This window comes from Kosakonia sp. AG348 (assembly GCF_003337365.1).
Lineage (GTDB): Bacteria > Pseudomonadota > Gammaproteobacteria > Enterobacterales > Enterobacteriaceae > Kosakonia.
Genome location: NZ_QPJR01000005.1, coordinates 204554 through 225179, shown reverse-complemented (window position 1 = coordinate 225179; position 20626 = coordinate 204554). Strand labels below are relative to the sequence as shown.

General features: G+C 53.3%; 19 protein-coding genes, 4 tRNA genes and 1 other RNA gene. 9 read left to right on the top strand and 15 right to left on the bottom strand.

Annotated features, from left to right (window positions below; genetic code table 11):
- Positions 1-45 precede the first annotated feature (45 nt).
- The 3 genes from ptsH to cysZ form a co-directional block, all read right to left on the bottom strand.
- Complete coding sequence (gene ptsH, locus DFO56_RS14465; RefSeq protein ID WP_007370907.1) at positions 46-303, bottom strand: phosphocarrier protein Hpr; 258 nt, start codon at positions 301-303, stop codon at positions 46-48.
- 383 nt (positions 304-686) lie between these two features.
- On the bottom strand, positions 687-1658 hold the full coding sequence (gene cysK / locus DFO56_RS14460) for a cysteine synthase A (protein WP_017458913.1): 972 nt from the start codon (positions 1656-1658) through the stop codon (positions 687-689).
- 140 nt (positions 1659-1798) lie between these two features.
- The gene (gene cysZ / locus DFO56_RS14455) at positions 1799-2560 is read right to left on the bottom strand and encodes a sulfate transporter CysZ (RefSeq protein ID WP_045510272.1); all 762 of its coding nucleotides are present in this window, start codon (positions 2558-2560) and stop codon (positions 1799-1801) included.
- Between the two features lie 226 nt (positions 2561-2786).
- Here cysZ and zipA point away from each other — a divergent pair, with 226 nt between their 5' ends.
- The 3 genes from zipA (at position 2787) to DFO56_RS14440 (ending at position 6087) form a co-directional block, all read left to right on the top strand.
- Positions 2787-3782, top strand: coding sequence for a cell division protein ZipA (gene zipA, locus DFO56_RS14450; RefSeq protein WP_045510270.1), 996 nt, complete (start codon positions 2787-2789; stop codon positions 3780-3782).
- Between the two features lie 70 nt (positions 3783-3852).
- On the top strand, positions 3853-5871 hold the full coding sequence (ligA, locus tag DFO56_RS14445) for an NAD-dependent DNA ligase LigA (protein WP_045510268.1): 2019 nt from the start codon (positions 3853-3855) through the stop codon (positions 5869-5871).
- Positions 5872-6087, top strand: coding sequence for a DUF3820 family protein (locus tag DFO56_RS14440; protein WP_045510265.1), 216 nt, complete (start codon positions 5872-5874; stop codon positions 6085-6087).
- Here DFO56_RS14440 and DFO56_RS14435 read toward each other — a convergent pair.
- A complete protein-coding gene (locus DFO56_RS14435) occupies positions 6084-7073 on the bottom strand; it encodes a bile acid:sodium symporter family protein (RefSeq protein WP_020454645.1) in 990 nt (329 codons plus the stop codon). The genes DFO56_RS14440 and DFO56_RS14435 overlap by 4 nt on opposite strands.
- Before the next feature lie 89 nt (positions 7074-7162).
- Here DFO56_RS14435 and DFO56_RS14430 point away from each other — a divergent pair, with 89 nt between their 5' ends.
- Positions 7163-8092: a LysR family transcriptional regulator gene (locus tag DFO56_RS14430; RefSeq protein WP_045510263.1), complete on the top strand. Its 930-nt coding sequence runs from the start codon at positions 7163-7165 to the stop codon at positions 8090-8092.
- Here the strand turns inward: DFO56_RS14430 and DFO56_RS14425 are convergent.
- From DFO56_RS14425 to DFO56_RS14400, 6 genes are all read right to left on the bottom strand, one after another.
- Positions 8083-8430, bottom strand: a complete 348-nt coding sequence (locus DFO56_RS14425; protein ID WP_020454643.1) for a FlxA-like family protein — start codon at positions 8428-8430, stop codon at positions 8083-8085. The genes DFO56_RS14430 and DFO56_RS14425 overlap by 10 nt on opposite strands.
- Before the next feature lie 405 nt (positions 8431-8835).
- A non-coding RNA gene (locus DFO56_RS14420) (RtT sRNA) lies at positions 8836-8967 on the bottom strand.
- A 24-nt stretch (positions 8968-8991) separates the two neighbouring features.
- Positions 8992-9067: transfer RNA gene (locus DFO56_RS14415), tRNA-Lys, on the bottom strand.
- A 4-nt stretch (positions 9068-9071) separates the two neighbouring features.
- Positions 9072-9147: transfer RNA gene (locus DFO56_RS14410), tRNA-Val, on the bottom strand.
- Between the two features lie 41 nt (positions 9148-9188).
- Positions 9189-9264 (bottom strand) — tRNA-Val (locus tag DFO56_RS14405).
- 41 nt (positions 9265-9305) lie between these two features.
- Positions 9306-9381: transfer RNA gene (locus DFO56_RS14400), tRNA-Val, on the bottom strand.
- A gap of 256 nt (positions 9382-9637) precedes the next feature.
- Here DFO56_RS14400 and gltX point away from each other — a divergent pair.
- Positions 9638-11053 carry a glutamate--tRNA ligase gene (gene gltX / locus DFO56_RS14395; RefSeq protein ID WP_045513842.1) on the top strand — a complete coding sequence of 472 codons (1416 nt, stop codon included), beginning with the start codon at positions 9638-9640 and terminating at the stop codon, positions 11051-11053.
- A gap of 89 nt (positions 11054-11142) precedes the next feature.
- Here gltX and DFO56_RS14390 read toward each other — a convergent pair whose 3' ends face one another.
- From DFO56_RS14390 to DFO56_RS14370, 5 genes are all read right to left on the bottom strand, one after another.
- Positions 11143-11742 carry a nitroreductase family protein gene (locus tag DFO56_RS14390; RefSeq protein WP_020454640.1) on the bottom strand — a complete coding sequence of 200 codons (600 nt, stop codon included), beginning with the start codon at positions 11740-11742 and terminating at the stop codon, positions 11143-11145.
- 332 nt (positions 11743-12074) lie between these two features.
- Positions 12075-12317: a DUF1158 family protein gene (locus DFO56_RS14385; RefSeq protein WP_017458712.1), complete on the bottom strand. Its 243-nt coding sequence runs from the start codon at positions 12315-12317 to the stop codon at positions 12075-12077.
- A gap of 73 nt (positions 12318-12390) precedes the next feature.
- The gene (locus DFO56_RS14380) at positions 12391-14298 is read right to left on the bottom strand and encodes a methyl-accepting chemotaxis protein (protein ID WP_045513846.1); all 1908 of its coding nucleotides are present in this window, start codon (positions 14296-14298) and stop codon (positions 12391-12393) included.
- 212 nt (positions 14299-14510) lie between these two features.
- Complete coding sequence (locus tag DFO56_RS14375; RefSeq protein ID WP_045513850.1) at positions 14511-15629, bottom strand: YbdK family carboxylate-amine ligase; 1119 nt, start codon at positions 15627-15629, stop codon at positions 14511-14513.
- 85 nt (positions 15630-15714) lie between these two features.
- Positions 15715-17178 (bottom strand): PLP-dependent aminotransferase family protein, encoded by a 1464-nt coding sequence (locus DFO56_RS14370; RefSeq protein ID WP_020454637.1) that lies wholly within the window; start codon positions 17176-17178, stop codon positions 15715-15717.
- A gap of 232 nt (positions 17179-17410) precedes the next feature.
- Here DFO56_RS14370 and DFO56_RS14365 point away from each other — a divergent pair, with 232 nt between their 5' ends.
- From DFO56_RS14365 to DFO56_RS14350, 4 genes are read left to right on the top strand one after another with little or no spacing between them, the layout of a single operon-like run.
- Entirely contained in the window at positions 17411-18259 is an 849-nt protein-coding gene (locus DFO56_RS14365; RefSeq protein ID WP_045513853.1) for a transporter substrate-binding domain-containing protein, read from the top strand.
- Between the two features lie 45 nt (positions 18260-18304).
- Positions 18305-18946, top strand: a complete 642-nt coding sequence (locus DFO56_RS14360) for an amino acid ABC transporter permease (protein WP_045513856.1) — start codon at positions 18305-18307, stop codon at positions 18944-18946.
- Between the two features lie 14 nt (positions 18947-18960).
- A complete protein-coding gene (locus DFO56_RS14355) occupies positions 18961-19626 on the top strand; it encodes an amino acid ABC transporter permease (protein ID WP_045513859.1) in 666 nt (221 codons plus the stop codon).
- Positions 19619-20380 (top strand): amino acid ABC transporter ATP-binding protein, encoded by a 762-nt coding sequence (locus DFO56_RS14350; protein ID WP_045513862.1) that lies wholly within the window; start codon positions 19619-19621, stop codon positions 20378-20380. The genes DFO56_RS14355 and DFO56_RS14350 overlap by 8 nt, the downstream gene beginning before the upstream one ends.
- The last annotated feature ends 246 nt before the right edge of the window (positions 20381-20626 follow it).

Sequence of the window (20626 nt, the reverse complement as noted above, 5' to 3'; positions counted from 1 at the left end):
TACCTTTACTTGTGACTGATCTTGAAAAGAACTCGTAAGTAAAACTTACTCAAGTTCTGCCATCAGTTTAACCAGATGCTCAACCGCTTTTTGCTCGTCTTCGCCTTCAGCGGTCAACGTCACAACAGTACCTTGAGTCAGGCCCAGAGTTTGCAGTTTGAACAGGCTTTTCGCGCTAGCGCTTTTGCCGTTAGAAGTCACAGTGATTTCAGAAGAGAAGCCTTTTGCTTCTTTAACAAACTGAGCAGCAGGGCGGGTATGCAGACCGTTCGGAGCGGTAATGGTAACTTCTTGCTGGAACATTGTATTTCCCCAACTTATAGGTTTAGTGTTGTGGAACTAAAGTCTAGCCTGGCGGCATGACTTTAGCCTGTATTGTTAGCGCCGGCGCAACGGGACAAACTACAGAAGCCTGCCTGGCGCAACCAAACGCTGGCGCTTCTGGCTGCTGACGTTTCGCTCGTCATTAAACATTATGCAGCGAAAGGCAGAATTGAACCAAATCATAAAATCGATTCAGCTTGGTGAAATCTTGCCTTCGATTAATTTCGCGCATCAAAATAAATGTGATGGTTAAATACCAGACCGGGAGGTTTCAGGCAATGCCAGGTAGGACAAAAATTTGATATATGCCACAAAAAAGCACCGCGATGGGTGCTTTTTTGAGCTGATTTAACAATCTGGCATCACTGTTGCAGTTCTTTTTCAGTAAACAGATCGGCAAACAACGCTGTGCTCAAATAACGCTCACCAGAAGACGGCAGAATCACTACGATATTCTTATTGGTAAAGGTCTCGTCTTCTTGCAATTTCAGCGCCGCCGCAACGGCAGCACCAGAAGAGATACCCGCCAGAATACCTTCCTCTTCCATCAGACGACGCGCGGTGCTGATGGCTTCTTCGTTGGTGATTTTGACAACTTTGTCGATCAGTTTCAAATCCAGGTTGCCGGGAATAAAACCCGCGCCGATGCCCTGAATTTTGTGCGGACCAGGTTTCAGCTCTTCGCCTGCCAGCGCCTGGGAAATAACCGGAGAGTCAGTTGGCTCGACCGCGACGGTGATCAGGTCAGTTTTGCCTTTGGTATTTTTGATATAACGCGTTACACCAGTCAGCGTACCGCCAGTGCCCACGCCGGAGATAAATACATCAACCTGGCCATCGGTGTCTTCCCAGATTTCCGGGCCGGTGGTTTTTTCATGAATTTCCGGGTTAGCCGGGTTACTGAACTGCTGCAACAGCAGGAATTTCGCCGGATCGCTGGCGACAATTTCTTCCGCTTTCTGGATTGCGCCCTTCATGCCTTTGGCGCCTTCGGTCAGTACCAGGTTCGCGCCTAATGCCTTCAGCAGTTTACGGCGTTCGATACTCATGGTTTCCGGCATGGTCAGCGTCAGTTTGTAGCCGCGTGCAGCCGCTACATAGGCCAGTGCGATCCCGGTGTTACCACTGGTCGGTTCAACCAGTTCTACGCCCGGTTTCAGCACCCCGCGTTTTTCGGCATCCCAAATCATATTGGCACCGATACGGCATTTTACGCTGAAGCTTGGGTTACGTGATTCGACCTTCGCCAGAATGCGGCCGTTACCGATGCGGTTCAGTCGAACCAGCGGCGTATGACCAATCGTCAACGAGTTGTCTTCAAAAATCTTACTCATAGCCCGTCCTTAACTGTATGAAATTTGGGAACCACCTCAGCATACGCACTTACTGTTGATGGGGAAGTAAGGAAATCGCATATCTATATGCTGAGGTGAAATAATGCTAATCAGTATGGAATAAGAAACGGAATAAATCCTTATCGCCAAATTGCGTGTTTTTCCCGGTAGCAATCGACCCACATCGCCGTTGCGCCACACACCGCTACTGGCATCACGACCAGGTTCAACACCGGAATCATCGTAAACAGGCTGGTGAGCGCACCGAACTGCATATTAATAACCTTGCGTTCACGCAAGGAAACGCGCATCGCTTTAAACGGCACCTTATGGTTATCAAACGGGTAGTCGCAATACTGGATAGCGAGCATCCACGCACTGAACAGAAACCACAACACCGGGGCAATGGTTTGCCCAATACCGGGAATAAAATAAAGTACCAGCAGCAGCAGCGCGCGGGGCAGATACCAGGCCAGTTTTTGCCATTCGCGCTTCATGATACGTGGTACATCTTTTAGCAGCCCAAAAACGCCGACGTCGGGCGGTGTCGCACCGGTAAGGCGTGCTTCCAGTTGTTCTGCCAGCAAGCCATTAAACGGAGCGGCAATCCAGTTCGCAAGGGTTGAGAAGAAGTAGCCGAACACCAACAAAATTGAGATAACGGCAATTGGCCACAGTAAATAGCTAAGCCATTGTAGCCACTCCGGCACATGGCTCATCAGCGAAGGGATCCAACTATCGAGCCGGGTAAACAGCCACCAGAACGCACCGCCCATCAGCAAAATATTCACCATTAATGGCAAGATCACAAAGCGGCGAATGCCTGGCAGCGTGACCAGTTTCCAGCCCTGGGAAAAGTAAAACATGCCGCTGCGAGCAACAGACGGGGATGATGAAACCATAATCTGGCCATACTCCTTTCATGACGACCGAAAACTGCAGCTTATAATATTCATCATACTGGGGAAACCCGTTCGGAAATGTTCGAAAAAACAGCAAAAAGCACAATTTCATTCATCTTTATGCTGTGAAAGACACGCGCGCACTTGCACTTGACGTAATGGGCAAATACTCTTAGTGAGTAAATGTTTGCCGTGGTGGCAAGGTGTTAGAACAACAGAGAATATAATGATGCAGGATTTGCGTCTGATATTAATCATTGTTGGCGCGATCGCCATAATTGCTTTGCTGGTTCATGGGTTTTGGACCAGTCGCAAAGAACGTTCGTCCATGTTCCGGGATCGCCCATTAAAACGCATGAAGTCGAGACGTGACGACGACGATTTGGATGACGAGGATGTCGAAGAAGACGAAGGCGTAGGTGAAGTGCGTGTTCATAAAGTGAACCACGCGCCGGGAGCCAGTAACGAGCAGGACGCGCCGCGTCAGCACCAATATCAGCCGCCTTATGCGTCGGCACAGCCACGCCCGTCGGCACCGCCAGTTCAACCCGCAGAGCCACCGCACCACGCGCAGCAGCCTTACTCCCAGCAGCAGCCGGAGCGCCCTGCGCAGGCACCTGCCTTTGAAACGCAGCCGGTGCGCCACGCACCGCAACAGCCTGTTGCCCCACAGTCACAGCCGCAACCAATGGCACCTCAGCAGCCTGCGCCGCAGTATCAATCGCAACCTGAAATTGCGCAGCCCGCGCCTCAGCCGGAACCTGAGCCGGTTGTCGAAGCGCCGGTGGAAAAACCGCAGCGTAAAGAAACCGTGATTATCATGAATGTTGCCGCACACCATGGCAGCACGTTGAATGGCGAAGTGCTGCTGAACAGCATTTTGCAGGCCGGGTTCAAATTCGGCGATATGAGCATCTTCCATCGTCATCTTAGCCCGGACGGCAGTGGCCCGGCGCTCTTCAGCCTGGCGAATATGGTGAACCCCGGCACGTTTGATGTCGATACGATGAGTGAGATGGCAACGCCTGGCGTCACCATCTTTATGCAGGTGCCTTCCTATGGCGACGAACTGCAAAACTTTAAACTGATGCTGCAATCCGCACAGCATATTGCCGACGAAGTCGGCGGCGTAGTGCTGGACGATCAGCGTCGGATGATGACCCCGCAGAAATTACGTGAATACCAGGATCGTATTCGCGAGGTCAAAGACGCCAACGCGTAACGGGACCACGAACATTATTTCCTTCCAGAACCCCCGCCAGTCGGGGGTTTTTTATCATTGATGGTGCGATATGGACTCAATTGAACAACAACTGACAGAACTGCGAACCAGCCTTCGCCATCATGAATATCTGTACCACGTTATGGATGCGCCGGAGATCCCGGACGCCGAGTACGATCGTCTGATGCGGGAACTGCGTGAACTTGAAGCGCAGCGCCCTGATTTAGTCACGCCGGATTCGCCAACGCAGCGTGTTGGCGCAGCGCCGCTTACCGCTTTTAGCCAGATACGCCATGAAGTGCCGATGCTGTCGCTGGACAACGTGTTTGACGAAGAGAGTTTCCTTGCTTTTAACAAGCGCGTGCAGGACAGGCTGAAAAGCACCGACGCGCTCACTTACTGCTGCGAGCTAAAGCTGGATGGCCTGGCGGTCAGTATTCTCTACGAAAACGGTGTGCTGATGCGTGCGGCAACGCGCGGTGATGGCACCACCGGAGAGGATATCACTACCAACGTGCGCACTATCCGCGCTATCCCGCTCAAGCTGCACGGCGACAATATTCCCGCCCGTCTTGAAGTGCGTGGTGAAGTGTTTTTGCCGCAATCGGGTTTTGAAAAAATCAACGAAGATGCGCGTCGTACCGGTGCGAAAGTCTTTGCCAACCCGCGCAATGCAGCCGCAGGTTCATTGCGCCAGCTTGATCCGCGTATCACCGCCAAACGTCCGCTGACCTTCTTCTGCTATGGCATCGGCATTCTCGAAGGCGGCGAGCTGCCGCGCAGCCATCTGGGCCGCTTGCAGCAGTTCAAAGCCTGGGGGCTGCCGGTAAGTGACCGCATACGCCTTTGCAACACGCCGGAAGAGGTGCTGGCTTTCTATCACCAGGTTGAAGCCGATCGCCCAACGCTCGGTTTTGATATTGACGGCGTGGTGATTAAGGTCGACTCGCTCGATTTACAGGAACAGTTGGGCTTTGTCGCCCGCGCGCCGCGCTGGGCAGTCGCTTTTAAATTCCCGGCGCAGGAGCAGATGACCTTTGTTCGCGATGTGGAATTCCAGGTCGGGCGAACCGGCGCAATTACGCCTGTCGCCAGGCTTGAGCCGGTACACGTTGCCGGGGTGCTGGTCAGCAATGCAACGCTGCACAACGCCGATGAAATTGACCGCCTTGGCTTGCGGATTGGCGACAAAGTAGTGATTCGCCGCGCCGGAGATGTTATCCCGCAGGTGGTCAATGTGGTGCTTTCCGAACGCCCGGAAGAGACGCGTGAAGTGGTTTTCCCGACGCACTGCCCGGTGTGTGGTTCCGACGTTGAGCGTGTTGAAGGCGAAGCGGTGGCTCGCTGTACCGGTGGCTTAATTTGCGGTGCGCAGCGTAAAGAGTCACTGAAGCATTTTGTCTCCCGTCGCGCAATGGATGTGGATGGCATGGGCGACAAGATAATCGACCAACTGGTTGAAAAAGAGTACGTCCACACGCCAGCAGACCTATTCCGCCTGACGGCCGGTAAGCTGACGGGGCTGGATCGTATGGGGCCTAAATCGGCGCAAAACGTGGTCAATGCGCTGGAAAAAGCCAAAGAGACGACCTTTGCCCGTTTCCTCTATGCGCTCGGTATCCGCGAGGTTGGCGAAGCCACGGCCGCCGGTCTGGCGGCTTACTTTGGTACGCTGGAAGCGCTGATGGCAGCAAGCGTTGATGAGCTGCAAAAAGTACCTGATGTCGGGGTTGTGGTCGCGAAGCACGTGGACAACTTCTTCAATGAAGAGAGCAACCGCGAGGTTATCCGCCAGTTAGTTGAGGATGTTGGCATTCACTGGCCTGCGCCGGTTGTCGTCAAGGCTGAAGAGATCGACAGCCCGTTTGCCGGGAAAACCATCGTGCTGACTGGTAGCCTGAGCCAGCTTTCGCGCGATGACGCCAAAGCACGTTTAACAGCCTTAGGGGCAAAAGTGGCGGGCAGCGTGTCGAAGAAAACGGATCTGGTGATTGCCGGGGAAGCCGCAGGCTCTAAGCTTGCGAAAGCGCAGGAACTGGGTATAGAGGTTATCGACGAAGCTGAGATGATGCGCCTGCTGGGAGCGTAAATGGAAAAGGAACAGCTGGTCGAGATTGCAAATACGCTCATGCCGTTTGGTAAATATCAGGGGCGGCGGCTTATCGATCTGCCCGAAGAGTATCTGCTGTGGTTTGCCCGGAAGGAGTCGTTTCCCGCCGGGCGGCTGGGCGAGTTGATGCAAATAACGTTACTGATCAAAACGGAAGGGCTGAGCCACCTGGTACAGCCCCTGAAACGCAATTAGGCTTTCGCCGCTTCCTGCGCCTGCTGTTGCTCCGTTTGACGTTTATAACGGCGCGCCAGCACGGCGCAGACCATCAACTGGATCTGATGGAAGATCATCAGCGGCAGCACCATCATGCCAATCACCGACGTCGGGAACAGGATGTTGGCCATAGGAATACCGTTGGCGAGGCTCTTTTTCGAACCGCAGAAAACAATAGTGATTTCATCGGCTTTGTTGAAGCCACATTTCCGTGCCACCACTACGTTCACTACGATGACAATCGCCAGCAACACCAGGCTTGCCACCACGATAAACAGCAGCGAACCGATGCCCACTTTATGCCAGATGCCGTTCACCACCGCTTCGCTAAAGGCGGAGTAAACCACCAGCAGAATCGACGTCTGGTCGGTTTTTGAAATCCATTTCTTATGCTTTGCCACAAAAGCGCCGGTCCACGGGCGGGAAAGATGCCCCAGCACAAACGGCAGCAGCAGTTGCAGCATGATCTTGCCCACTTGCTCAAGACTGCCTTCTGCGCCGTGTAGATCCATCAGCAGGCCGACCAGCAGCGGCGACAGGAAGATGCCGAGTAAGCTGGAAGCCGATGCTGAGCAAACCGCCGCCGCGACATTACCGCCCGCCAGCGAGGTAAAGGCTATTGCCGATTGAACGGTCGCAGGCAGAATGCACAAATACAGAAAACCGGTATACAGCTCCTGGCTGACATTCACCGGCGACCACCAGACAAACAGCACCCCGAGCGCCGGGAAAAGCACAAACGTGCTGCACATTACCCAAAGATGTAAACGCCAGTGGCTACCGCCAGCGATGATCGCCTCGCGCGACAACTTCGCTCCATGCATAAAAAACAGCAGCGCAATGGCGGCGGTGGTCAGCCCCTCGAAAAATGGCACAAAACCGCCGCGCGCCGGGAAAAAAGAGGCCAGCAAAACGGTACATACCAGCGTGAGCGTAAAAGGATCAAGGATACGAAAAAGTTTCATGTGCACTCCTGAAAGTCGGTGTCGCTATTGTGCTTTTTCTACTTTGAGAAATAAAATTGATTTATTGCATCCATTCATGAATTTATAAGATGAATTATTCCTTACGTCAGTTACGTGTCTTCGTCACGGTGGCGCAAGCCAAAAGTTTTAGCCGGGCAGGGGAGATAATCGGCCTCAGCCAGTCGGCGGTAAGCCACAGCGTGAAAGAGCTGGAACTGCAAACCGGCGTGCGCTTACTCGACCGTACCACCCGCGAAGTGGTGCTGACCGAAGCCGGGCATCAACTGGCCGGACGCCTCGAACGACTGTTAGATGAGCTTAGCAGCACGCTGCGTGAAGCCGGGCGTGTCGGGCAGCAACTGACTGGCACGGTGCGCGTGGCGGCGAGCCAGACCATTTCGGCGCACCTGATCCCGCAATGCATCGCCAGCAGCAACCAGCGTTATCCGGAAATTGATTTTGTGTTGCACGACAGGCCGCAGCAATGGGTGCTGGAGAGCATTCGCCAGGGCGAGGTGGATTTTGGCATTGTTATCGATCCTGGCCCGGTGAACGATTTTGAGAGCGAAGAGATCCTTGAGGAGCCATTCTTTTTGCTGTGTCGTAACGATCATCCGTGGGCACAGCTTGCTGAGGTGCCGTGGTCGGCGCTGGATGAGGCGCAATTAGTGGTGCAGGATTACGCGTCTGGTAGCCGACCGCTTATCGATGCGGCGCTGCGCCATTTCGCCGTACGCGCAACAATCGTGCAGGAGATTGGCCACCCGGCAACCCTGTTTCCGATGGTCGAAGCGGGAATAGGCATTAGTATTCTGCCCGCACTCGCCTTGCCGTTGCCGCAGGGGAGCGAGCTGGCGGTAAAACGGCTGGTGCCGGATATGCAGCGCAAAATTATGCTGGTGCGGCGAAAAAACAGGTCGCTCTCAGGGGCGGCGCAGGCATTGTGGGAAGTTGTCAGAGAACAGGCCCGGTGTTTAAACCAGGCCCGTGAGGACGATCCGTTATTTACTCAGACGTAAATATCAATCTGATGATCGTCGGAAGGTTTGTTAACACCTTCCGCTTTCGTTTGCGGGTGCTGCTGGGCTTGTTTCTGCTCTGCTTCTTCAGCCTGTTTGCGCTGCAGTTGCGCCAGCTGCGCTTGCAGTTGCTGGATTTCAGTCTGAATCATCTCTTGCTGTTTCTTCTTGTCTTCCGTCGAACCGCTCCCGTTAGCGATTTCTTTCAGCTGCTGCGTCAGCTTGGTGATCTTCTGAGTAATGCGGCTGATTTGCGAAGCGGTATCGTTGCCGGTAGACGATGAACTACCCGCGCTACCCGTTTGAATTGACGCTGTTGTTGTCGAAATTGTGGTCATTGCACACTCCTTTTTGCCATAAAACATGGTTATCGGCCGACATCATCTATTTCTTGAATTGTGTTCATCGAATGGCCGTTCGGCGGGCATCATATCGGGATATTAAGGATAAATTATGGATAAACGTTACCGTGTTTACTTATTGAAAATACTGAAATTTTATTCGTTTTTACATTGTGGTCAGGGTGGTTTTTTTGGCTAACGTAACGTGGATTTAATCGTTTGTATGCTGCTTTAAAGTAAATTGTTCGGCGGGAAAAATTCATCGATTTACTGGTCACATAACTGGAATCGCGCGGGTTGGTAATCAATGGATTTCGACGGATTTTAACTGACGGTTGGAACAGGGCAGGAGAAGGGGGAATAGCAGATAGCAAAAAAGCGCCGCCAGCGCCGTTTTTACATTGGAGGGTGGTGCAGGATGACTCGCTTTACTCGCCCTTCGGGCCGTCGCCGCAAGCGGCTCCGTTGTCTCACTACGTTCGACCCGAACCTGCCGCAGGTCCGAATTTTGAACTTGGGCAGATAGCAAAAAAGCGCCTTTAGGGCGCTTTTTTACATTGGTGGGTCGTGCAGGATTCGAACCTGCGACCAATTGATTAAAAGTCAACTGCTCTACCAACTGAGCTAACGACCCGAAGTGGTGGGTGATGACGGGATCGAACCGCCGACCCCCTCCTTGTAAGGGAGGTGCTCTCCCAGCTGAGCTAATCACCCACTTCGGTACTTCAACTGATAAGAATTCGCTGGCGAGAAAGTGGTGGGTGATGACGGGATCGAACCGCCGACCCCCTCCTTGTAAGGGAGGTGCTCTCCCAGCTGAGCTAATCACCCACTTCTCATTCTTATCTACACTGCGGAAGCCACAAAAATCGTGGTGGGTGATGACGGGATCGAACCGCCGACCCCCTCCTTGTAAGGGAGGTGCTCTCCCAGCTGAGCTAATCACCCCCGCTGTGTGGAGTCGCATTATAGGGAGAGTTGAAAATGAGTCAACGCATTTTCAAAAGAAATTGTTCGTTCGTCGTAAAATTAGACAAACCGCTGCGTAAAGCGTCGCGAGAGCATGATTTCTAAACAAAATAGCCTGATAACCCCCTCATTGCGGCAACAACATTGAGGAATCAGCCCACAGTGATAGAATATCGCCCACTTTCATTTTAGCTATTGCCGACGGTCGGCATCTTTATAAACGTAAGGCCATTTCATGAAAATCAAAACTCGCTTCGCGCCAAGCCCCACCGGCTATCTGCACGTTGGCGGCGCGCGCACTGCTCTTTACTCCTGGCTATTTGCACGTAATCACGGCGGTGAGTTTGTGCTGCGTATTGAAGACACCGATCTCGAGCGCTCCACTCCGGAAGCAATTGAAGCCATCATGGATGGCATGAACTGGCTGAATCTGGAGTGGGACGAAGGCCCGTACTTCCAGACCAAACGCTTTGACCGCTATAACGCGGTTATCGATGAAATGCTGGAAGCGGGCACCGCCTACAAATGCTACTGCTCGAAAGAACGCCTTGAGCAGCTGCGCGAAACGCAGATGGCAAATAATGAAAAACCACGTTATGACGGCCGTTGCCGCCACGATCATTCGCACCATGCTGATGACGAGCCGTGCGTCGTGCGTTTTGCCAACCCGCAGGATGGTTCTGTTATTTTTGACGACCAGATTCGCGGCCCGATTGAGTTCAGCAACCTCGAACTCGACGATCTGATCATCCGCCGTACTGATGGATCTCCAACCTATAACTTCTGCGTTGTGGTTGATGACTGGGATATGGAAATTACCCACGTTATTCGTGGTGAAGACCATATCAACAACACGCCGCGTCAGATCAACATTCTGAAAGCGTTGAACGCACCGGTTCCGGTATACGCGCATGTGTCGATGATTAACGGCGACGACGGTAAAAAACTCTCCAAACGCCATGGCGCGGTCAGCGTAATGCAGTATCGCGACGATGGTTACCTGCCGGAAGCGCTGCTTAACTACCTGGTACGTCTGGGCTGGTCGAGCGGCGATCAGGAGATCTTCTCCCGCGAAGAGATGATCAAGCTGTTCTCTCTTGGCGCGGTAAGCAAATCCGCGAGTGCGTTCAACACCGACAAGCTGCTGTGGCTGAACCATCACTACATCAATTCGCTGGATCCCGAGTATGTGGCGACGCACCTGCAGTGGCACATTGAGCAGGAAAATATCGACACCCATACCGGTCCGCAGCTGTTTGAGCTGGTGAAACTGCTCGGCGAGCGTTGTAAAACGCTGAAAGAGATGGCGGCAAGCTGCCGTTATTTCTATGAAGAGTTTGACGAGTTCGACGCCGATGCGGCGAAAAAACACCTGCGTCCGGTTGCGCGTCAGCCGCTGGAAGTGGTGCGTGACAAGCTGGCTGCTATCACCGACTGGACGGCGGAAAACGTTCACCATGCGATTCAGGCGACCGCCGATGAGCTGGAAGTGGGCATGGGCAAAGTGGGGATGCCGTTGCGCGTTGCCGTGACCGGCGCGGGTCAGTCTCCGGCGCTGGATGTCACCGTTCACGCCATTGGCCAGGCGCGCAGCATCGCGCGTATCAACAAAGCGCTGGGTTTTATTGCTGAGCGTGAAAGCCAGCAGTAAGTTTTACCTGCTGTAAATAAAAAGCCGCCTTTATTAAGGCGGCTTTTTTATGGCTGTCAGCTTACTGCACGCAGCGTGAATTCCGTCGATTAACGGGCAACCACAAAGCGTTTGGCGTCATCCATAAAGGCTTTATCGCCAGCCGGGGCCACGATCGAACCGAAGTTCATATGGCCGCGCAGTTTCCAGTTCTCCGGAATACCCCAGGTGCGCTGCACATCGGCGTCAACCAGTGGGTTATAGTGTTGCAGGTTCGCGCCGATGCCTTTCTCGGTCAGCGCCAGCCACACGGCGTACTGTGCAATACCGGTGCTGTGTTCAGACCATACCGGGAAGTTATCGGCGTAAGCCGCAAACTGCTCCTGCAAGCCTTTCACCACATCCTGATCTTCAAAGAACAGCACGGAACCCGCCGCTGCGGCAAAGCCGTCCAGCTTGTCGGAAGTGGCTTTAAAGCTCTCTTCCGGCACGATTTTTCTCAGCTGCTCGCGAGTCAGCTCCCAGAACTGCACATGTTCTTTACCTAACAGGATCAGCGCGCGGGAACTCTGTGAGTTAAACGCCGAAGGTGCCTGACGAATCGCTTCTTTGATGGTTTCAATGACCACATCTTCTGCCACCGGCAGATCTTTACCCAGGGCATAGATAGTGCGGCGTTGTTTTGCTAAAGCGAGAAAATTGTCTGACATAGTCACTCCTGAAGTTGGCTGCACATCCGCTACGTTGTTACCTGCGGACTGTGGAAACAAAGCGCTAAAAAGTTTCTGTAATGGGTTCATGGTTAATCTGGCCTGCAACGAAAGTTTTGATTAATTTTACGGCCAACCTGCGGGCCAGTTCCGTTTGTAATGGGCTGTTTTGCCCTGATGAAACGAATGATAGGCCGGTGACGGGGAAAGAAAAAGCTGAACTATTTGCGCGTAGTATTCAAAAAATTAGAATGACTTTTGAATAGTTATCGAGGGTAAAAGGCGGGGAGATTCCCCACCTTACACGCGCAGGGAGGGGAAACAGCGCGTTTTCAGGCGGCGAGCCAGCGCTTCCAGATAAAGCGCACAACAAAAAACTCCACCGTGCCGAGCAACAAAAACCACAGGCAGTAAAGAATGATATAAAGCTGCGTCAAATCCAGCAGGTGGAAGCGCTGCACCAGGCTTTGCGCCAGTTGCAACCCAAGCGCAGGGGCAGGAAGCAGCAGCACAGAGAGAAAAGCCATCAGCAGAATACCTGCCAGCGTAAGCAACGGTTCGAGCGAGTGTTTCATAAGCGTTAATCGAAGGTGAAAAGCCGCATTGTCGGGGAAAGCTGCGCGCTGTGCAACGTCCCCCGACAGGTCTTTACGCTACCACGAAGCGGTCAACCAGCGTCGCCATGGTTTCCGATTGTTGATCCAGCATCTGGCTGGCGGTCGCCGCGCTGGCGACCAGCCCGGCATTTTGCTGGGTTACCTGCTCCAGTTGGTTCAGGGCTTGATGCACCTGCGACACGCCCAGTGACTGCTCGCTCGCCGCACGCGCAATATCGCTGACAAACGCCAGCATCTGCCCGGTATGGGCTTTTGCCGATTGCAGCGCGCGGTCAGAAGCCTGCACCAGCGTGACGCCTTGCTGGATCTGCTCCATGTTTTTGCTCACCAGTTCGCGGATCTGGTGCGCGTCGTTGGCACACCGTTGCGAAAGGTTACGCACTTCGCTCGCTACCACGGCGAAACCTTTGCCCAGCTCACCGGCGCGTGCGGCTTCCACTGCCGCATTCAGTGCCAGCAGGTTGGTCTGAAACGAGATTTCGTCGATTGAACTAACGATATTCGAGATCTGCTCGCTGGAGCCGCGAATGGCAGTCATGCTCTGGCTGGCTTCACCCGCCACCCGGCTTGCTTCCTGCACCTGTTGCTCCATCTCTTGCGTCAGCCGTTTAGCCTCATTCGCGTTATCCGCCGTCTGGTTCACCGCCGTGGCGATCTGCTCCATACTGGCCGCGGTTTCCACCAGTGACGCGGCTTGTTCATCTGTCCGTGAGGCCAGATCCTGGTTCCCGCTGGCAATCTCGGAACTGGCGCCGCGCAACACGCCCGCGCCATGTTTTATCTCGCTGACAATATGCTGAATATTTTCAATGGCCTGGTTGTAAGCGCGGTTCAGGAGCGACAACTCATCACTGCCCGGCACATCCAGACGCTGGGTAAGATCACCGTCCATTCCTTCAATGGTGGCCAGTGAATGGTGCAACTGGCGATGAATACTGCTGGCGACCAGCAGGGCGAAGAACAGCGCGATCAACAGGGCTGCAATGCTTATCACCGCAAAAACAATCACATCACGCCAGGCGTTATCCGCCAGATCTTTTGCCGTTTGCAACAGGGTATTTGCCGCGGCATCTTCCACGGATTTCAGCGTATTGATGCGTGCCGTCTGGGCATTAAACCAGTCGGTTGGGGCGACGCCAAAACCACCGGTCGCCACATGGTCAATTGCCTGCTGGCGCATCTCAAGCGCGCGCGTTACTTCCGGAGTTTGCAGTTGCGCCGTCAGCCGTTCATTGACGGCGGCAGTACTGAACGCTCGCGTTGCCGCCAGCCAGGAAAGTTGCTTGCCAACCACTTCGTTCAGCTGACGGAACTGCCCGTCGGTAAACCGGTCGGCGGAAAACACGTTGGACATCAGCGCACGTTCCACGCCGGTTTGCTCTTTGGCATTCAGCACGCTGTAATATGCCGCCAGTTGATTCACAATTTCGCCGTTATCCGTCAACTGACTAATTCCACCCACCACATTGAGGAGATCGCTAATAATGGTGCTGTACCAGGTCAGCGAGTCTGTACCGCTAACGCTGAGGGCATGAATTTGTTGGCGAAAATCCGTTATGCCTTGTTGATGTTGGCGGAATTGATCGAGCGCATGACGAATATCATTATTCGCCCGCTGGAGCGGGAATGCTTTTAACGCCTCGGCTAACTGGCTCAGGGCTTTATCAGAGAGAATATATTGGGCAGTTAACTCGGCATTAAATTGCTGTCCTTTGCTGCCGATATATCCTGCGCTCATGCCGCGCTCTTTTTGTAATTCATGAATAACGCCACCGGCATTTTTCGCCAGATCCGTTAAGGTAATGATGGTGCGCATCTGCTGGCCTGTTTCCACGCGTGCCAGGATGCCGCTGGTTGCTAACCATATGAGGGCAAACAATAAAGGCAGTAAAGCCAGTAATAATTTAAATTTCATTGATAAACGGTAAATCCATCTCATACAAATGCCTCATGTTCTCGTTTGCTTTAATTCGTTATCGGAGTAGGGGGCGGGGTCTTTATTTCTAACGCAGGGCTTGTTGATATTTATCAATTCTGTTGAATCCATCTACCACTTAGTGGTTATTATTTTTCGTAATAAGAAAAAAATAACCTGCTGATGCGCAGGTTATTTACGTTGTGGTTAAGAATAATAACTAAAAAATTAATGCGTTAGCCTGCCGCCCAAATCTCAGCGTGTTTTTGCATTAATCCAATTAGTGAGCCGCCATCGGCAATAAATTCACGCATCATCTGTGCTTCGCTTTTTCCGCGTTTCACCACATTGGCCAGTTCATCCAGGGCGCTACCCGCATTCAGTTTATCTGCCGACGGCGCGAGCTTCTCCAGCAGGCGAGTGAGATCGTCAGCAATGGTGTACCGCTCACCGGTGTGCACATCGGTAATCAGACCTTCCAGCCCGTAACGGCAGGCCTGAAAACGGTTGAATTTATACAATAAATAATCCTGCGGCTGATGTTTAAACGGTCGCTCGGCCAGCAGCCAGTGCGACAGCGCCTGGATAAACCCGGCCACATTAATGGCGTGTGACAGCGTCAGCGGCGTGTCCATGACCCGCACTTCAACAGTGCCAAAATGCGGGCTGGGGCGAATGTCCCAGTGCAAATCTTTGATGCTTTCAATCATTGAGGTGTAGCTCAGGCGGCGAAATAGCCCTTCAAACTCCTGCCAGTTCGCCACCCACGGCATCGGGCCATTATCCGGAAAGGAAGAGAAAATGTTCAGGCGCGACGACGCATAGCGGGTGTCGGTGCCCTGGATGTAGGGCGAGGCGGCGCTGAGCGCAATAAAGTGCGGCACAAAACGGGAAAGACCATGCAACAAATAGATCGCGTCGTCACCGTTGGTGCAGCCAACATGCACATGCTGGCCAAACACCGTCGCTTGTTGCATCAGATAACCAAACGTCTCCAGCGTGCGGCTATAACGCTCATCATTGCAGATCTCCTGGCGTTGCCACTTCTGAAAAGGGTGAGTACCGCCGCCGCATATCTGCACATGGTGCTCGGATGCGGCCTGTAAAATCACATGCTGCATGGCGGAAAACTGATGTGCCGCCTGGTTGATATCCCGGCACACGCCGGTGGCAATCTCCAGCATGCTTTCGGTGATGTCATGTTTGACTTCACCGGTACTTATCTGGTGTTTTACCGCTTCAATCAGCCGTGAAGAGTCCTGGCTCAAATCGTAACCCGGCGGGTTAACGACCTGTAACTCCAGTTCAATGCCGAGCGTAAACGGTTCGGAAACATGAAAATCCGGCAGTGGCATAACGTTCTCGCGATAAATGGGTTTGCTTCATTATGGAAGCGATTACTCATTCCTTCCTGCGAGGCGGCGACAACCGCTCAAAATATCAACATAGCTGCGCCAGTTGGCCACGCAACACTTCCACGCCAGGGGCAATTGCATCCGGATTGATAGCGTGAAACCCCATGCGAAAGAAGTTATCCGGCGGCGCGGCATCAAGAAAATGCCGCGCGCCGGGCTCAATCAACACGCCCGCGTGGGCGGCGCGCCAGGTCAGTTGCTGGGTGTTGATCTGTTCTGGTGTGCGCAGCCAGAAGGCGTTGGCATGTTCGCTACCCTGCATCAACTGGCACTCCGGCAGAAACGTGTGTAGCGCGTTGTGCAGACAATCCCAGCGGCGGGCGGAGTCTTCGTGGTAGCGGCGCAAATGGGTTTCGTAATGCCCCTGCGCCAGAAAATGCGCCATCTGGTATTGAATATTGGTTGGCGGATGACGGTACACCAGGCGGCGCAGCGCCCGCGCTTCATCAATGATTTCCGGCGCGGCAACCATATACCCCAGCCGTAACCCCGGCGACAGTGCTTTGGACAAGCTGCTGACATAAATCACGCGCCCGCTGCGATCGCTGGCTTTCAGCGCGGGCAGCGGGTTTTGCATAAAGTTACTTTCCGAGTCGTAATCGTCCTCAATCACCACTGCATCGTGGCGGGCAGCGTAATCGAGCAATTGCACGCGCCGCGCTTTGCTCATCGTCACGCCAGTCGGCACCTGGTGGCCCGGCGTCACATAGTAGTAGTCGCAAGGGGTTTCATTGAGCACCAGCCCTTCGCTGTCCACGTCGTGCGGCACGATTTGCGGCTCGCTTAATAAGAAGGTGTTAATGGCTTCGCGAAAACCCGGGTTCTCCACCGCCACGCGCGTCGCGGGCGACATCAGCAAACGCGTCAGCAAATAGAGCGCGTTTTGCGAGCCGAGCGTAATCAGGATCTCATCCGGTGCGGCAACGATGCCGCGTTTGGGCAACACGCGGGTGCGGATCTGCTCAATCAGCATCGGCACATCCTGGTCAATATGATCAATCACCCATGCCGGGTCGCGCACACCACCGTGCAGCCAGTTTGCCGCCGCGCGCCAGCTGGCAAGCGGGAACTGCTGCGTGTAGGGCTGCCCGTAGATAAACGGGTAGCGGTAGTGCATCCAGCCTGCTGGTTTAAGGATCGATTCCTGCTGGCTGGGGGTGATTTTCAGGCGGTTGCCCCAGTGTGGTGCAGCGCTCTCGCATTCAGGTGCAGGTGGCGTCGGGTTTTGTCCGCAGCGGTAGTAATCCGGGTGCAGGTAGTAACCGCTGCGCGGGCGGCTCACCAGGTAACCCTCGTTGACCAGTCCTTCAAACACCAGCGCGGTGGTATTGCGCGAAACGTTAAGCTGGCTGGCAAGCTGGCGGCAAGAGGGCAGTGCGGTATCCGCCGGGAAAATCCCGCTCAGAATGGCGTTGATCAAACATTCGCGGACTTGCTCCTGCAATCCACGCTGGCCGTCAAAATTCACATTCAACAGGTGACGAATCATGCTGCACTCCTTCGGATATATCGCGTAATGCGATGGAGCAAATTCCATACCAGCTTCCTGTTAACTGACACACTCATTCGCCAGAACTGGCTCTATTCACAAAAGCGCAAGCCTCCCTATTGTAAAAACGCAGTCACGAAAAACACACGATGTCGTATTTAGGCATATATCTTGCAACGCTTCCGGCACACCTGGGATATACCGGTCTGGCACATTAAATAAGGGTGGAGAGATGAAAAACGTATTCGGCAAATATTGTCTTGCAGCCATGATCTCTTTGGCGTTTTCCTTACACGCAGTCGCAGCGGATTTACCCGAAATAGAAAAATCTGGCACCATGAAAGTGGCGACCGAGGACGATTACGCGCCATTCAACTTTATGAATAATGGCCAGACGGATGGTTTTAACAAGGATATGCTTGAGGAATTACGCAAGTACGCAAAATTTAATATTAACCAAAGTATCTTACCGTGGACGGGATTACTCGCTGCGGTTTCCACCGGCCAATACGATATGGCACTCACCGGTGCGGTAATTACCGATGAACGTCTCAATGTCTTTAATTTCACCCCGCCGTGGGCTTCTGCGCAGCACTATTTTGTCAAACGCGCCGACGATAAAACCTTAAATACCATTGCCGATCTCAGCGGTAAAAAAGTGGGCGTCCAGGCGGGCAGTGCGCTGCTGGCGCGTTTGCCGGAGCTGAAAGCGATGCTGGAGAAAGTGGGCGGAAAACTCGGACCGGTGGTGGAGTACCAGTCCTATCCGGAAGCCTACGCCGATCTGGCGAACAAACGCGTTGATTACGTCATTAACGTGGTGATTTCCGTCAACGATCTGGTGAAAGCCAAACCGAAGGTCTTTGCTAAAGGCCTGGCCGTTTCCGGTCCGGGCTACATGGCGTGGCCGATCCCGAAAAACTCACCTGAGCTGCTGAAATTTATGACCGGTTTTATGAACCATATGACTGAAACCGGCAAGCTCACTGAGCTGCAGAAAAAGTGGTTTGGCGAAACCTATGAACTGCCGAAAGAGCCGATCACCAGCGCCGAGCAGTTCCACAAGTTAGCCGGTTTGTAAGTAACCTGCGGCGGGCAACCGCCGCCCGTTTTCACAGGAGGGAACATGGACTTAATCTCATGGCAGTTATTGATTGAAGGCGCATGGACGACCCTCTGGATCTCAGGCGTGGCGATTGCGTTCGGGGTGGTTATCGGCCTGGTTATCGCCTTTATCCGCATGATGAAGATCCCGTTTATTGACCAGTTTCTGGTGGTTTACATCAGCCTGGCGCGTGCCACGCCGCTGGTAACGCTGGTGCTGTTTCTGTTTTTGTCCCTGCCGACGCTCGGCATTAACCTGGATAAAACGCTGGCGGCGATTGTCGCGCTGACGCTGAACACCTCGGCGTTTAACGCGGAAATCTGGCGCAACGCTTTCCGTAACTTCCCCCGTGAACAGCGGGAAGCGGCGGAGTCTGTGGGGATGCGGCGCTGGACCTATTTCCGCCACATCATGTTGCCGCAAATGTGGATCGAAAGCCTGCCGGCGCTGGTCAACGAGATGTCGTTTTTGATCAAAGGCAGCCCGGCGATTGCGGTGATTGGTGTGGTGGATTTAACGCGCGTGACCAACCGGATCTCATCTGTGACCTATGAACCGCTGTCGCCGATCCTCGCTGCGGCGCTGTTATACGTGATTATTATCGGTCTGTTGCTGAAGTTGCAGGGCGTAGCAGAACGCAAAGCGAAGCGCCTGGCGCGATAAAAGGCGGAGGATTTATGAATCAGTGGGGAATTATTTGGGCCGCGCGTGAGAGTTTTTTCAACGGCCTGCTGGCAACGTTAGAGTTATTTATTATTGCCGCCGTGGTCGGGTTATTGATCGGTGTGCTGTTTTGCTACCTGATGGAATATCAGAACCGTGTTGTTCATCGCCTGATTATTGCTTTTGTCAGCCTGATGCGGGCAATACCGTTTTTGATTCTGGCGTATCTACTTTATTACGGTTTACCGCAGTTAGGTATCAGCATGGACGCCTGGACCGCAGGGTTATTAGCCCTGGTAATTTATCATGGTGCCTATTTCTTCGAAATATTACGCAGCCAGCGCAGAATATTCTCCTCGGGCTATATTGAAGCTGCCGTATCGCAAGGTTTTTCTCGTTATAAGATCTTCCTGCGCATTATTTTGCCGAATATAGTCTCTTCCGCGCTGCCCTTAATGGGCAATCAGTTGATTATTTGCCTGAAGGACACGGCGTTTCTGTGCATTATTACCGTGCAGGAGATCACCGCCGCCGCGAACAGTGTGCAGTCCACGTACTTTATTCCGTTTAACGCCTTTATTGTCGCCATTGCGCTGTACTGGGGCATCAGCATTCTGCTGGAGTTGCTGATTAAGCGGTTGAGCCATTACGGAGCGAAAAGAGGAATGACCCATGCCTGAAGCAAACGCGGTAAGCATCAAAAACCTGTCCAAACAGTTTGATAACGTGGAAGTGCTGCGCGATATCAATCTGAACGTGAAGAAGGGCACAGTGGTCAGCATTCTGGGGTCGTCCGGTTCAGGGAAATCGACGCTGCTGCGCTGTATGAACTGGCTGGAACAGCCGGATCGCGGCGAAGTGCGCATCAGCGGGCAGCGCATCGGTGTGGATGAAAAAACCGGCAAAGCGATGTCGCATAAAGATCTCTCACACATCCGTGAACGGGTTGGCATGGTGTTTCAGAGCTTTAACCTGTGGCCGCATCTATCCGTGCTGCACAACGTCAGCGAAGCGCTGGTGCATGTGAAGGGGATGAAGCGTGAACAGGCGAATGAGATTGCCCACCGGCAACTGGAAAAGGTCGGCATGAACCATAAAGCCGATGTCTACCCGATAACGCTATCCGGCGGGCAGAAGCAGCGCGTGGCGATTGCCCGTTCGCTGGCGATGTCGCCGGAGGTGATTTTATTTGATGAACCCACTTCAGCGCTGGATCCGGAACTGGTTAACGAAGTGCTGGGCGTGATGAAAGATCTCGCTGCAGAGGGTTACACCATGGTAGTGGTGACGCACGAGATGGATTTCGCCCGCCAGGTATCGGATGAAGTGGTGTTTCTGGAAAAAGGGCTGCTGATCGAGAAAGCACCGCCGGAGAAATTTTTCACCAACCCGGACTCGGACAGGGTGAGAAAGTTTTTGCAATCCAGTCGCTGAAGGCGGCAATTGAGAACCGAAAAAACAGACCGCTTATCGTTGTTTTTCGAGCGGTGCCGCAATTTGAAATATCCAACAGGATTGTATTGGACTTGCCATTGCGAAGCGGCTACTGCGATTATAAAATCACCACCTAAGTGAAATTGCACTCATTGTTAGGGTAACGCGTTCAGGGAGATTTATATGAAAAAATGTGATGAGTTCGACGGTTTCTGACAGACAACTTTTTTACAGGCGGAGCTCAGG

Bases quoted from the DNA above. Each gene is read 5' to 3' on its own strand.
- ptsH (WP_007370907.1), bottom strand. From the start codon at position 303: ATGTTCCAGCAAGAAGTTACCATTACCGCTCCGAACGGTCTGCATACC.
- cysK (WP_017458913.1), bottom strand. From the start codon at position 1,658: ATGAGTAAGATTTTTGAAGACAACTCGTTGACGATTGGTCATACGCCG.
- cysZ (WP_045510272.1), bottom strand. From the start codon at position 2,560: ATGGTTTCATCATCCCCGTCTGTTGCTCGCAGCGGCATGTTTTACTTT.
- zipA (WP_045510270.1), top strand. From the start codon at position 2,787: ATGATGCAGGATTTGCGTCTGATATTAATCATTGTTGGCGCGATCGCC.
- ligA (WP_045510268.1), top strand. From the start codon at position 3,853: ATGGACTCAATTGAACAACAACTGACAGAACTGCGAACCAGCCTTCGC.
- DFO56_RS14440 (WP_045510265.1), top strand. From the start codon at position 5,872: ATGGAAAAGGAACAGCTGGTCGAGATTGCAAATACGCTCATGCCGTTT.
- DFO56_RS14435 (WP_020454645.1), bottom strand. From the start codon at position 7,073: ATGAAACTTTTTCGTATCCTTGATCCTTTTACGCTCACGCTGGTATGT.
- DFO56_RS14430 (WP_045510263.1), top strand. From the start codon at position 7,163: ATGAATTATTCCTTACGTCAGTTACGTGTCTTCGTCACGGTGGCGCAA.
- DFO56_RS14425 (WP_020454643.1), bottom strand. From the start codon at position 8,430: ATGACCACAATTTCGACAACAACAGCGTCAATTCAAACGGGTAGCGCG.
- gltX (WP_045513842.1), top strand. From the start codon at position 9,638: ATGAAAATCAAAACTCGCTTCGCGCCAAGCCCCACCGGCTATCTGCAC.
- DFO56_RS14390 (WP_020454640.1), bottom strand. From the start codon at position 11,742: ATGTCAGACAATTTTCTCGCTTTAGCAAAACAACGCCGCACTATCTAT.
- DFO56_RS14385 (WP_017458712.1), bottom strand. From the start codon at position 12,317: ATGAAACACTCGCTCGAACCGTTGCTTACGCTGGCAGGTATTCTGCTG.
- DFO56_RS14380 (WP_045513846.1), bottom strand. From the start codon at position 14,298: ATGAGATGGATTTACCGTTTATCAATGAAATTTAAATTATTACTGGCT.
- DFO56_RS14375 (WP_045513850.1), bottom strand. From the start codon at position 15,629: ATGCCACTGCCGGATTTTCATGTTTCCGAACCGTTTACGCTCGGCATT.
- DFO56_RS14370 (WP_020454637.1), bottom strand. From the start codon at position 17,178: ATGATTCGTCACCTGTTGAATGTGAATTTTGACGGCCAGCGTGGATTG.
- DFO56_RS14365 (WP_045513853.1), top strand. From the start codon at position 17,411: ATGAAAAACGTATTCGGCAAATATTGTCTTGCAGCCATGATCTCTTTG.
- DFO56_RS14360 (WP_045513856.1), top strand. From the start codon at position 18,305: ATGGACTTAATCTCATGGCAGTTATTGATTGAAGGCGCATGGACGACC.
- DFO56_RS14355 (WP_045513859.1), top strand. From the start codon at position 18,961: ATGAATCAGTGGGGAATTATTTGGGCCGCGCGTGAGAGTTTTTTCAAC.
- DFO56_RS14350 (WP_045513862.1), top strand. From the start codon at position 19,619: ATGCCTGAAGCAAACGCGGTAAGCATCAAAAACCTGTCCAAACAGTTT.